Origin of the sequence: Sporolactobacillus terrae (assembly GCF_019930545.1) — a bacterium.
GTDB lineage: Bacteria > Bacillota > Bacilli > Bacillales > Sporolactobacillaceae > Sporolactobacillus > Sporolactobacillus terrae.
This window is the reverse complement of sequence record NZ_CP082837.1, coordinates 130,381-144,208: the sequence shown is the minus strand read 5'-3', so window position 1 is coordinate 144,208 and position 13,828 is coordinate 130,381. Positions and strand designations below refer to the sequence as shown.

The following is a 13,828-nucleotide window of genomic DNA, read 5'->3' as shown; positions in this document are numbered from 1 at the left end:
ACAAACGACGAGTACAAGCATTACTTTTCATAGATTGGAACGATTTCGTAGATTTCTACCAGCATCCGAGTAAAAGGGCTAATTTTTTTCTTACATTTTTTGGCATGGATCCCCATCTTTTCGCAAAAACAGATACATTCAATGCTGCATGATCGATCGTTTTGTCAGATTCTGTTGTTCTCTGATGATTTTTTATGATTTATCAATGATTGTTTCTTTGCTACGATTCTCTTAATTGTTGAAATAAACGCATATTTTTTTAGAAGATGCAAGATTTCTTCAACGCGTTTATCGATTAATCAGGAGGGATTACATGCTAAGCACACGCCACACGAAGTGGATCGCAGGATTACTCATTTTTATTCTTGTTCTGTCGAGTGTCTTTTCATTCTCAACATCATCTGCCCATGCAGAGCGCCATGTGAATACGATCAAACCCATGGAGTTGAATAAAGCAGATCTCCAGAACCTGAAGCAGACGATCGAAAGCAAGAAAAAGAGTGCTGACATTGAACAAGGACTCAATACCGACACCAGCAAACAACAAGCGATTATCGTTGAATTTACTACAGATCCTCTTGCCACCCACAAGCCAGCCGCCTCACTCAAATCAGCGAAATCCTTTTCAACCGCAACAAGCGCATTGCAAGCAATTAATAAAGAACATGCCGATTTTAAAGCTTCATTACAAAGTGCGGCAAAAGTGAAAAGTTTCGCCGCTTCCTCCACCCAGCTGGGCTATGAATTTAAGCAAACCTTTAATGGAATGGCCGTTAAACTACCCGGAAATAAAATCAAAAGCATCGCAAAGCTTCCTTATGTTAAAAAAGTTTGGAAAGATCAAATCGTCCGCGTCCCCGAAGATAAAATAACAAAGGTAGCTGAGGACGCAGTTTCTGCCAACATGGATCAAAGTCGTCCGCAAATCGGCGTTGACAAAGCACGCAAAGATTTTGGGATCACCGGTAAAGGCGCCAAAGTCGGTGTTCTGGATACAGGGATTGATTACAATCATCCGGAACTCAAGGGTGTCTACAGCGGCGGTTATGATTTCATCGATAACGATAATGATCCGATGGAAACAACGTATAATGATTGGAAAAAGAGCGGCGAACCGGAAATCGATCCTGATACGGGCAGTGAATACTACACCTCACACGGCACGCATGTTTCCGGAACGATTGCTGCATCTGAACTGGGCATCGCCCCCGATGTCGAACTCCACATCTACCGTGTCCTCGGTCCCTATGGCAGCGGCGCGTCCTCAGGCATCATCGCTGCAATCGACCGCGCTTATACAGATGGAATCGATGTCATTAATCTGTCCCTTGGCTCTTCGGATAATCAGCCTTACGGCGCTGATTCTGTTGCCATTAACAACTTTTCACTAGCCGGGAAAACGGCAGTTATTTCAGCGGGTAATTCCGGACCCTCCGCAGGGACATTGGGATCGCCGGGAACCTCCCCGCTTGCAATCACCGTTGGCGCCAGCGACTCGCCGACAAGCACGCCGGCCTTCAATGGAGCAGCAGGCGATCTCAAACTTGACCTGACCACCATTGCGACCGGACTTGGCGACGACGTTGCAACGCTGCAAGGCAAAGAATACGCGGTCGTTGATTGCGGCCAAGGTCTTGAGGGACAGTTTGACGATAAGGCACTGAAAGCGCAAGATTCAATCGCCCTCATTCAGCGAGGCGGCAACTATTTTGTTGATAATCTCGCAAATGCCAAAAAACACGGTGCAAAGTTTGCGATTATTTATAACAATTCGGACGTCATGTTCGACTACAGTTTCGGCGCATCAAAGCATTACGTTCCCTCCTTCAGCCTGAACAAAGCCCAAGGTGATGCCTTAGTCGCTGCCTTAAAGAAAAATCCAATACTGAAAGTGAACTTCGGCACCATGCACACCGTCGAAAAGTCCGGAGACAACCTTGCCGATTTCAGTTCCAGAGGTCCGGTTGGCTTGACCTATGACATTAAACCTGATCTAACGGCACCGGGCGTTGCCATTGACTCGACAGCGCCTTACTATATTAACGCACCGGACAACGCCAACGATTATACCTATGCTTATCAGATGATGGACGGCACATCAATGGCCGCTCCGCATGTCACCGGTGTGGCTGCACTCCTGTATAGTCAAGCAAAAGCAGAAGGAAAGACGTTGACTCCAGCAGAAGTAAAATCAGATTTGATGAGTACGACTGATCCGCTCAGCAAACCCTGGTCGGTTTTTGACGCAGGCGCCGGCCGTATTGATGCTTATAAAGCATTGAATCATCCAACAACATTTACCGTTCAGAACACCTCGTCCTCTCTGGATCTGAATACCGGGACTAAAGAAGAAATTCCTTATTTAACCGGCTCCGCAGCATTCGGCGCATTCTTTGATCAAAAAGCGCGCGACATCAGCAAAACCGTTAAGATACACAATAGCGGGGCAAGCACAAAAACATTCACACTAAAAGGGACGTTCAATGGATCAAATGTGGGGGCACCTGGAAATGGTGGCTTAACACTCGATCTGCCAAAATCAGTAACCGTTCCAGCAGGTGGAAATGCTTCCATTCAGCTGACGTTGCATCTTCCTTCAGGGACCGCCTACAACAGCTATCAAGGATTTATCACCGCGACAAGCGGTTCAGACATTACCCGAATCCCGTTTTCAACAACCGTTGCCAAACAGCCGGTGGCCGCATCCGCTGACCTTGACCGCTATATAACGCTTAAAGACAGCGGTGATGTGTCCAACTATCCATGGGAAAACGACAATGTTGATGGATACGTGACGATGAATTCGCCAAAAGACAGCGTATGGATCGTCGTTTATGACGCCAATACCGGAAAATTGTTCGGCGTCGCCAATATTTTTGCCATAAAAAATAAAACAGGCGCGCTCAAGCTTGGGGATGCCTGGAACGGAACCTACCTTGATCTTGCCAGTTTGGAAACCAAGCAGGCACCCGCAGGCGACTACCTCCTTGACTACTGGTTTGTCAACGATGATCCAGACGACGCAGGAACCGACCTTCTCGTTCCACTCTCAGTTATTGATCAAGATTCCAAAGATCAAAAACCTTCGTTGTCTCTTGCAACAAAATCAGGAACTTACACAGTCAAACCATCCGATCTGACGACAGAAGTCAATCCTGAGACTGGAAAAAAGGAAAAAGCATTCTGGATCAAAGGCAATCTCAAAGACCCGGCGCTCGATTATTTATGGAATACATGGACACAGCGCTATGACTATCACGGAACGGTCAACGGAACACGCGACTCCATCCAGGTTGTGCCAACCGGAAAAGATGGAAAGGCTGATTTTAAGCAGGCGATCCGAATTAAGGTCGCTGCAGACGGAAGCTTTAAATACCCGATTTCTTATCATTCCTTAACCGATACAGCAACGAAATTCTTTATTTACGGCGTCGGTTATTCAACGGTAACAAGCGAGTCAGCCTTCTTTTCAGTAAAAAAGGATAGTCAAGCGGAGGCCGAAGCCGCTGTTGCCAAAGCAGAGAAAAGCAAATTGCAGCGTGATGTAGACGCAGCGCGAACACGCGTTGACGCGCTCCCGGATGGCCCAGACAAAACCAGATTGCTGAAACGGCTTAATGCCATTAAAGTCAAAGATGGTGATCAGTCATCCGGAAATCCTGCTTCTGGCGAAGAATCAGGAACACTGCCACCAGGACAAACGGATCAGACGGCTCCAGCTCCGAATCCGCCAAAACAGGAGAATGATGGTTCAAGCAGCGATGCACCTGCCGATCCGGACAAAAGCGATTCAAACGTCAATCCGCCTGCTGATCAGAAAAAGGACGATTCATCCTTGATTTCGCCGGTCGACCAATCAAACAGTGGCACGTCGGTAAATGCGGCATCATCACAGAGCAGCGATGCTACCAAAACCGCTGCTAAGGATCAAGCAGCCCATCTCCAACAAGCAAAGACAAGTAGCTTGTTGAATCATTTTCTTCCGGCGCTAGGGGATCAATCCAACCTTTGGTTCATCGGTCTGGGTGTATTCTTCCTTGTTTTTGCAGTACAGCTGATGCGGCGTAAAAAACTGCAGTAATCTCATCAAATAGTAAAGGTGTCCGGATTCGATCCGGACACCTTTTTTTATGGAATAGTTTCTATTTCGGACAAGGTGTGCCCGATTTTTCTAATGCAAAACAAGCAATTAATGCGCCATTTTTAACTGTTTGGCACTTTCCGCCAAATGCAGCAAATTCACAAGCATTTCATGACTTTTCGCTTCGAGACCGTGTTTTTTCGCTGTTTTTACAATATGTCCGTTGATGTAGTCGACTTCGGTCGGTCGGCCGTTGACCATATCCTGGTACATCGATGGATGATGCAGCGGATTTACTTGCGAGCTTTCGTGATCGATGATCTGAAGCATTTCTTCGCGACTCTGCATAAAGCGCACGCCGTCGGCAACTCCCGCCGCATAGCCTTCATCGATCAATCGACGCGAAAGATCATCCGCCCCTGAATAAGCGACATATTCGCCCATCGTGATATCCATCAATGTGCACAGTGTATTAATCACCGAATTCATCAGCAGCTTGCCCCACAGAGTACCCAGATAATTGGTCTGCAGCGTCGGGTTCATGCCCGCACGTTCAAATTCGCGAACCACTTCATCCGTAAAATCATCCGGTTTTTCGGTCACATTAACCAGTTGCGTATGTCCCGCACCCTTAGCACCCATGAAATCAACTTTTCCCGGTGCATCAAGCACTGTCGCAATCAGCGCGATTCCGGCAATGATTCGTTCATTCGGCACATAACGGCGAATGACATCGACCGATCCAATTCCGTTTTGATTGGTCAGCACATACGTTTTTTCACCGATAAAATGGCGACAGGCCACCATCGCTTCTTCCGACTGCATCTGTTTTGTAAATAAAATCACTAAATCCGGAGTTTGCGTATATTCATCCGGACGGTACACATCGACCGGTACTAGATGCTGATTCTGATGGTCGCGCGAGACTTGCACGCCGCCCTGTTTGCAAATGGCCTGATAGCTCGGCGCCCACGGTTCCACAAAATCGACATCATTGCCGACTTCCTGAAGCAAGATTCCGTAGCGCAGTCCCATTGCTCCTGCACCAATGACCGCTATTTTCATTTTGATCACTCCATTCTCTATTTGTAAAACGTTAATTTAAAGAAAACTTGGCGAGGCCAAGCCTCTGGCGCTGGCGGAGCCTTAGTTGCACTTATACTATCTTCCTTATAATCTTTATACTTTCTGATAGTATTAGAAAAACCGGGCTAAAGGCGCCTCGTCCTTAATTAACAACCATGCGTGATGGGCTCGCGTTTTTTCGGTGCTGAATCGTCGCTTCGGTTGCTCGCATCAACTAGGCGCGGACGCGGGCAGTCCGGAAGCCTCCTCGGCTCAGACCACAATCCCTGCGGGGTCTTCCTTGCGGCTTTGATCCATCGAACTGGTGCTTGAACGCCACTTCAGCCGCTCGCATCAACTAGGCGCGGGACGCGGGCAGTCCGGAAGCCTCCTCGCGCGCTGTTACCTGCGTGACACCCCTTCGTCGTCACAATCAATCTATTGGCAAAAACATGCGTCATTACAAGTTTTTATCCATATTGAAGGTCAATTTTGACAGTGACATCGCCTGCATCGTCAAATCCTGGAGCAACTTGCGTGTGGCTTCAAGCGCTTGGCCCGCATTTTCACCGGTCACCTTTGTCAAGAATTTCGTGATTTCCTGCTCATCCAGCTTACCCGCCTGTTCATCGGTCGCTTCGAGCGTGCCAAGATAACTGCTGAAAAGCTGTTCCTTATAGTCCTGCACCTGTTTCAGGAATGCATGGTAGTGCGGCTCGACAATCACCGGAATCGTCTTGTAGAGCCAGTATGCAGAGGAAAGCGACAGCTTAAGCGGCGTCACCGCATACGATTCAGGAACAGAAGTGATGTTCGTGTAAAAAGGAACATAAGGACTGAACGTTCCGGCAAGCGAAATCCACTGAATACCAGCAAACGCATCCGGCACATTGGGACGAATCTGCAAAATATGCGAATCCTGCGTCCGGTTGAGCGAAATCGCGCGGAACAAAGTACGCTCTGCTTCGCTACCGGAGCCGAGCGGATCATACACCGTTTCCTGATAGTGCGAGTCCAGAATATAGGCAATGTCATCGACACCGATTTTCCGACCAGCTTTGCGCAGAAACGGGAGTTCATTCGATTGCGGATCTTGTTCACTATCCGGATTCAAATACTTCTGACCGTACCAGACACGAGGGGTATTGTAATGACGGTCAAAGACATTCTGCCGTCCAAAAACATTGCGGAAGTTGATGGTGTCGCTCCCCGTATTTAAATGATGCTTTTCAATAAAATCAACCAGCTGCGGCGCCATCAAAAAATGCTCTTTCTCGTAAGGATCTATTTCCTGAATCGCCGATTGATTGGCGACCACCGCGTAACAATCATCCGGAATCCGCTGCGCTGCCCACAGATGGCCGGTCACAATTTCCATGTACCAAACTTCATCCTTATCTGAAAACAGAACACCGTTTGATTCGGCCGCACCATAGGTTTCAACAATTTCTCCGAGACGCAGCACACCTTCGCGCGCCGAATGAATGTATGGAAGCACAACCGTAACCATGCAATCTTCTGCAATCCCGTTTTCCACAAGCGGGTCATAACCGAGCACGCGCGGATTGCCGTAAATGCTTTCCGTTGCACTCATACCGACATTTCTCTCATTGATTCCCGCATCTTCAAATGTGACGTAGCGATCCTCGCGATCGGGAATCGCCGTATAGCGGAAGCGTTCCTTCGGCAATGTGATCGTAAAGCGGTTGTTTGGAGATACGTAGTTTTCTTCTTTCTCCAGTACTTGATGCTCATGCACGACCACTTTTTTCGGAACAAGAACTTCATAGCTGTCCCCGTTCCTGGCAATCATCGTTGAGCCATCTAATGTTGCGCCCTTGCCGACCAGCACCGTCGTACAAGCCGCATGTGAATTATTCTTCATTGCGACATCCCTTTGTTCATAAATAGTTTGAAAAGCTTGTAAACTTACTCCTATATTAACTCAATTTTCCGACCGTGAACATTGCCCGTGAACACATTGGTTTTCTCTGAAGACAGAAAAAAGACAGGTGCTGTAAAGCAGCCTGCCTGATTGATGAAAAGGTTATTTTTTTTCACGCGGCGTTACGCGAACCGTAGTTTGATGTTTGGCTTGAACGCCTGCAACATTCGAAACCGTATACGTGATGCGATACGTTCCCGGCTTCTTGGTATTCACTTTGTCGCCGGATACCTTGATTGCCGAAGTCAAGTCGCCATCCTTTGGATCCTGCGCGCGAACTCCATCGAGCGGATCGAATTCAGATCGATAGCTGACCGTCTGATGATCAGGGGCGTTGATTGTTGGATTGTTGCCCCAGATGCTTTCGAAATGCTCGCCGACAGCCCGGGTAATGGTCACTTTTCCGCTTTCCGCGAAGAATGCCAGCCCTTTTGAATCGGACGGCTGTTCGGGATTCGGATAAACCACCTGAGTCAGCACTTTTTCTCCATTGTTCACGAATACTTCAATCGAAGACGTATCGACGTAAACCGCCAGTTTGATGTTGGTTGGATTTCCGTCCAGCTTCACCTTGGTATTCTGTCTTGTGATCGATTCGCCGTCTTTTGTTCGATCAAGATAAACCTGCTTGCTGCTTGGGTCATAGCCAACTGCAACGTATTTCGAACCGTCTTCCGAAGCTCTGAGTTTAACGCCAAGACGATTCGGTGCTTGATTTTTCTTCCATGAAAAATCAGCGCTGACTTTATACTGCGTGCCGGAAAAGTTTTTGATATCGATCGTTTTTTCTGATTGAGCGCGCGCATGAATCTTCCGAACATCTAAAGCTGTTTCCCCTTGGCTTAATTGATTCACTTCTTTCACAGGCGCCTGTTTCAATGAATAGCCGCTATTGTCACGAACGAGCGTCAATTCTCTCGGCAAGGTCATCTCTCCGTGCCATGGTGTGGTCTTCTGCTCACCAACGTAGTTCCAATTCGACATCCAGCCAAGCATGATCGTTCGTCCAGGCGTTTCCCCAAACGTAACACCGGCATAGAAATCCTCACCGAAATCGAGCCACTGTGGATTTTTCATCGTTTCATCAGAATCCGGAATGAATTTTTTCCCATCAAAATTGCCGATAAAGTACTGCATTCCGGATCCGCCCGCAGGTGCCCCTTGCTGCACGCTTAGCGAAAGCACCCATTTTGTCTTGTTCGTGCCTTTGACCTTCATCGGGATCAGTTCCGGGCATTCCCAAACGCCATTGCCGACATCATGTGCGCGCTTAATCGCCGATTGAAAGGTCCAGTCCTTCAAGTTTGTTGACGTAAACAAATCAACTTCCTGCCCGGAAACGACCGGCATAACCCATTGCTTATTCGCTTCATCATAAACAACTTTCGGATCACGGAAATTTCCCGCATCACTGGTCGGTACTTGGGTTACCGGAATAACCGGATTCTGGTTGTTGTACTTTTTAAATGTCTTGCCACCGTCCGTACTGTACGCCATGTTCTGTTCCTGGACTTCACGGATGCCCAGCAAGTTGCCAAGTTGATCTTTGCTGTAATCATCATCGCGAACGGCAACCTGATAGGTACTTGTATAATAAGCAATCAGTGTATTTTTTCCAAAGCCTGCGACATTGTCTTTATCCAAAATCACTGAGCCGCTGAAAATGTAGCGCTTACCGTTCGGATTCCAAACATCCCAATTTGTTGTCGGGCGGCCAAGATAATGAACCGGTTTTGCATCGTCCTTTGTCTTCATCCAGAAATCGACCCATGCATTTTCGTCACTCTCCGGAATGGCGACATCCTGTTCCTTCCAATGAACAAGATCCGTACTCGTTGCATGCCCCCAAGACATGTTTCCCCACTCATTCCCCTGAGGATTATATTGATAGAACATATGATAAACGCCGTCGTATTTGATCAACCCGTTCGGATCATTCAGCCAATTCTGTTTCGCCGAATAATGATACTGATTGCGGTAAGGTTCTTGATAGGAGCCAGCTGCTGCCTTCGCCTGTGCAGGAAATACCGATCCAATGATCCCGAGAATGAGCAGCGCAGCAATCCAAGACGTTAGTATTTTTTTCAATCGTTTTTCTCCCCTTTAGTTAAGCGTTTTCATTTTGTGGGTCGATCATTTCACAAATAAATCGTTCCTCCTCCTTCCTTCCGGATACAAAATCTAATGCATCTCAACGAATCTGAGCACGATTGGTTTCATCCGCCGCACTAAATCCAGCAATTTTCATACCAACCTTGTGTGTTGCACTGATTCACCGTAGAATTCTCGATTGCAGCAGGAAAAGTTGCCGGACATTTTCCAGTGCACGCCTTAGTATTTTTAAACACTAAGATTGAAAATGAAAACACAGCCCAGAGAAAAAGCACACTAACTGCCTTTTTTATCGTGATGAGACACACTGACTTAAGGGAAAAAAACACTGAAAAGCATAGGCTGATTGACTCAAATCGAAGAATCATGCTTTGTGCCTAGTGATTCTAAAGGCAACAAGGACCAAAAACCGATAGGCCAAATCAAGGTGATTCATCGGTTCATCCATAAGTAAGATCTCAAGCTCTTGAGCAAGTGCTTGTGCCAAAAAGACCCTCTGCTGTTCGCCGCCCGACAACTGGGAGCCTCCTCGTACATACCGTTACCTGCGGGTCTCCCCTGGCCTGCGATCAACAGGATCGCTCCGCAAGCGCCTCGCGCTTACGTGTCTGGAGCTGATTTTATTGAAGACGAAATTTATTCCAGTACAAACTGGTCAAAACTTCAAACTTTCTTTTCTTGCGAAAAAGCCTTCGGACAATTGTTCCCTGCAAGGGTTCAATCGCCCAAAGGCTCCTAATAGAATCAGTGTTCATGCTTGAGTACTGCGCAGCAGTTCGGTTTCGTCCCACAAAATTTTATTGTCTTCGATAACGACACCAAACTCGTTTCTGGCACGTTCGGACGTGATATAATCGTCAAGCACATCGCCAAGAACGGCTTCCGGATCACGTTCGAACGGGCTACCGTATCCGCCGCCACACGGACCGATGATCTCCAGCGTTTCGCCTGGGTTGGTTTTCTTATAGGGAACCTTTGACGGGAGTACCGTCTCCTTACCCGCGCGATCACGGAAAATCAGCGTGCTTGGCGTGCCATCACAGCCGCCGGCAAAACCCCATGGCGCGTATTTTTGTCCTTCGCCTTCGACAGAAAATCCGCCTTCATCGGTAAATTCAATGTCACGGATCGGACCGACACCGCCGCGATATTTTCCTGAGGCTGCGGCATTGTCCGGGAATTCATAACGAGTCACACTCAGCGGTTGATGCGATTCGATATCCTCGATCGGATTGTTTCGCGTATTAGCATACAAGACATCGATCGCATCCATACCGTCTTTCCCAAAGCGTCCGCCGGAACTTCCGGCCATAATATCCATGTATACCCAGTATCTTTTATCAATCATCCCGCTGTAGGCGACCATGTACAAATTGCCGATGCCGGCGCAAATTTGATTTGGAACCGCCTGACCGAGTGCATGCATGATCGTATCGGCAAGTGCATTGCCGGGACAAAATCGAGAGATCGTCGGTGCCGGGTAAGTTGGGTTTACAAGCGTTCCTTCCGGCGCGATGATCTTAATCGGTTTCACCATTCCGGCATTTTGCGGAATGTAGCCGAATTTCTTCGAATCCAGCAGAATGGTTCGGATCGTCAGGTACACCGCCATATCTGTAGTTCCCGGAAACGGCATGTTGATCGGCCGGTCATCGACCTGATCCGAGGTTCCGGTCAGGTCAACGATCATGTCATCGCCTTCTACAGTCAGGTTGACCTCGAACTTCAAGTCCTTTCGCTTCGGATCCTCACTATCCAAGTATCCGTCGATGTAGCCGGACGAATGATACGTGCCGTCTGGTATTTTCGCAATCTCGTTTCTCAGGATCCGCTCCGAATAGTCGATCATATAGTCGCGTGCCGCTCGGACAGTCTCGAGTCCGAACTTTTCGACCAATTCCAAATAGCGTTGTGCGCCGATCCGGCACGTTGCAATTTGTGCTTCCATATCACCGACAACCATATCAGTGGCGCGCACGTTATCACGAATCAGCTGCCAAACAGTATCATTCGGTTTTCCTTCATCATAAACCTTGATCGCCTTAAACTGCAGCCCTTCTGCGAAACAATCCACTGCATCGATGATCCCGATGGAGCCTGGAGACAGCGCGCCAAGATCAAGTTGATGCGCCGTTGAGCACGAAAAGCCAACTAACTCACCTTTATAATAGACCGGAACAAAGAAACCGCAATCCGGCTGGTGTGTCGCACCATAAAAAGAAGAATTATGGAGAATAACATCCCCCGGTTTAAAATCATCACCGCGCTCGGCCATAATCGTACGAATACCTTGGAGGTAGCCGGGAATCGGACCGGATTGCAGCGGTGTACTGTTTACCGACTCGCAAAGCTGCTGTCCGTTTTCATCAAGCAGCGCGCAGCCAAAATCATTGGATTCGCGAATGATACTGGAATAGGACATACGCGCGAGCTTGTGCCCCATTTCAATCGCAATATTTTTCAGTGCACCGCTTAGAACTTGTGCCGTAATCGGGTCGATCGCTTTCTTCGTATCTACCATTACGCTTCGCCCCCTATTTTTACGATGATGCTTCCGTTTGCGCTCATCGTTGCCGCGCAGTTCGGCGGAATAACGGATGTCGTATCCTTTTGCAAAATAATGCACGGACCTGCAAAAGCTTCATCGATCGGCAGCTTGCTTTTCATATAGTGCGGCGTGTCAAATGATTTCAACGTGCTGTTTGAGCGGAACCATGCCGGAGCCACTTTGACCAGAGCCTCATCAAGCGAACGGCTTCCTTCAGCAAAATCAGGATCACCAATCTTCGGCATTTCACCGACGCCGGTAACACGCATGTTGACAATTTCAACCGGGTTATTTAAAAAGGAGTGCCCGTACTCACGTTTATGAACCTCATGGAACGTATTCCAAATAGCCGACGCGTTGCTTTCATTAATTACCCCTGTAGCAACCGGGATGCGCAGCTCATAGCCCTGCCCGACATAGCGGCAGTCAAAGAAACGCAGGAGCGAAATTTGTTCCTTCTCAAACCCTGCATCCATCAATTGAGCCGTAATTTCTTTTTCAAGATTCGTAAAACGCTCGTTCAAATACGCCAAATCGACCTTGTCGCTCGCCACAAAAATCGTCTGAACGGCATCATACTTCAAATCGGTCGTGAGCAGACCGGTTGCTGACGTAATTCCCGGATACGGCGGAATGATGACTTCCGGAATATCGAGAATTTTTGCCACTTCGATCGAACACATCGGTCCACCGCCGCCGAGCGCCGCCAAACTAAATTCACGCGGATCAAAGCCTTTCTGAATCGTACGCGATCGGATCGCGTTGGCCATATTATTATTCACGATCGTTAAAATGCCCTCAGCAGTTTCATAGAGCCCAAGCCCAAGCACGGAAGCCAGGTGCTGAACCGAAGCAACCGCCTTTTCCGGGAAAATCTCCATCTCACCGTCCAGGAAGTGATCCGGATCGAGACGGCCAAGCACGAGCGTGGCATCGGTCACGGTCGGCAGATCGCCGCCGCGTCCGTAACAGGCAGGACCCGGATAGGATCCGGCACTTTGCGGGCCAACCTGAAATGCGCCGCCGGCATCAACATAAGCGATACTTCCGCCGCCCGCACCAATCGTATAAATATCAATCATCGGCACCTGTAGCGGGTAACCGGCAATTTCAGTATCGCCGGCAGAAGATTCCGAGAATCCGCGCTCGGTCACGATCCCGATGTCTGCACTTGTTCCGCCGACGTCAAAGGTAATCAGCCGTTCATGATTGGACAATTTTCCTGCCCATTGGCCGCCGAGCACCCCTGCTGCCGGACCCGATAATAGGGTCAGAACCGGTTTTTCAGAAATTGTTGCTGAATTGGCCACTCCGCCATTTGATGTCATAATCAGCAGATCGCAATCGATGCCGGCATCAGCGAGCCGTGATTCAAGCGCTTCGATATACCCTTTCATCTTCGGACCGACAAATCCGTTCATCGAAGCCGTCGCAAACCGTTCAAATTCACGAAACTGAGGCGAAATCTCTGCTGAAGTCGTGATATAAAAATCAGGAAACTTTTCCTGGACGATCTCCTTCACCCGCTCTTCGTGATCCGGATTCAAATAAGAGAATAAGAACCCGACCACAACTGACTCGACGCCTTCCTTTTTAAAATCATCAAGAACGCTGATGACCGCTTCCTCATCAAGTGGCACTTTTTCATAGGCCTTTCCATCGAGCACACCGATCCGTTCGGAAACCGTCTTTCGATAGCGTCGCGCCACCATTGAGCGATCCTGCCACGGAATATCCTGAGTGATCGAATAGTTTTCTGGTCGCTGGTGCCGGCCGATCTGCAAAAGATCACGGTAGCCTTCCGTCGTAATCAGTCCCGTTTTCGCCCCCTTATGCTCCAGAGCAGCATTGGTTGCAATCGTCGTACCGTGGAAAACATGATCGACACTGCCGCGATCAATCCCGTAACGGCTGCATAGTTCTAAAATGCCATTGACCATGCCAATTGATGGGTCGTTTGTGGTCGTTGGCGTTTTATGAATCTTTGAAACACCGGTATCCGTATCTGTGTAAATCACATCGGTAAATGTACCACCAATATCTACACCAATAAGTTTCATAAGCGTCAGCCTCCATC

The 13,828-nt window shown here is 48.4% G+C and carries 6 protein-coding genes and 1 pseudogene; 1 reads left to right on the top strand and 6 read right to left on the bottom strand.

What is annotated here, in order from left to right:
- The first annotated feature begins 313 nt into the window (after nt 1-313).
- The gene (locus K7399_RS00620; RefSeq protein ID WP_128166220.1) at nt 314-4,081 is read left to right on the top strand and encodes a S8 family serine peptidase; all 3,768 of its coding nucleotides are present in this window, start codon (nt 314-316) and stop codon (nt 4,079-4,081) included.
- A 108-nt stretch (nt 4,082-4,189) separates the two neighbouring features.
- Here K7399_RS00620 and K7399_RS00615 read toward each other — a convergent pair whose 3' ends face one another.
- From K7399_RS00615 to K7399_RS00590, 6 genes and pseudogenes are all read right to left on the bottom strand, one after another.
- Entirely contained in the window at nt 4,190-5,146 is a 957-nt protein-coding gene (locus K7399_RS00615) for a ketopantoate reductase family protein (RefSeq protein ID WP_028975808.1), read from the bottom strand.
- Nucleotides 5,147-5,606: 460 nt separating this feature from the next.
- Nucleotides 5,607-7,031, bottom strand: a complete 1,425-nt coding sequence (locus K7399_RS00610) for a C69 family dipeptidase (protein ID WP_028975807.1) — start codon at nt 7,029-7,031, stop codon at nt 5,607-5,609.
- 162 nt (nt 7,032-7,193) lie between these two features.
- Nucleotides 7,194-9,179: a GH32 C-terminal domain-containing protein gene (locus tag K7399_RS00605; RefSeq protein WP_051577763.1), complete on the bottom strand. Its 1,986-nt coding sequence runs from the start codon at nt 9,177-9,179 to the stop codon at nt 7,194-7,196.
- 433 nt (nt 9,180-9,612) lie between these two features.
- Nucleotides 9,613-9,723: pseudogene (locus K7399_RS00600) on the bottom strand (ATP-binding cassette domain-containing protein); the annotation flags it as partial.
- Nucleotides 9,724-9,954: 231 nt separating this feature from the next.
- The gene (locus K7399_RS00595) at nt 9,955-11,724 is read right to left on the bottom strand and encodes a hydantoinase B/oxoprolinase family protein (RefSeq protein WP_028975806.1); all 1,770 of its coding nucleotides are present in this window, start codon (nt 11,722-11,724) and stop codon (nt 9,955-9,957) included.
- The gene (locus tag K7399_RS00590) at nt 11,724-13,811 is read right to left on the bottom strand and encodes a hydantoinase/oxoprolinase family protein (RefSeq protein ID WP_028975805.1); all 2,088 of its coding nucleotides are present in this window, start codon (nt 13,809-13,811) and stop codon (nt 11,724-11,726) included. Before K7399_RS00590 ends, K7399_RS00595 begins: the two co-directional genes overlap by 1 nt.
- Nucleotides 13,812-13,828 lie beyond the last annotated feature (17 nt).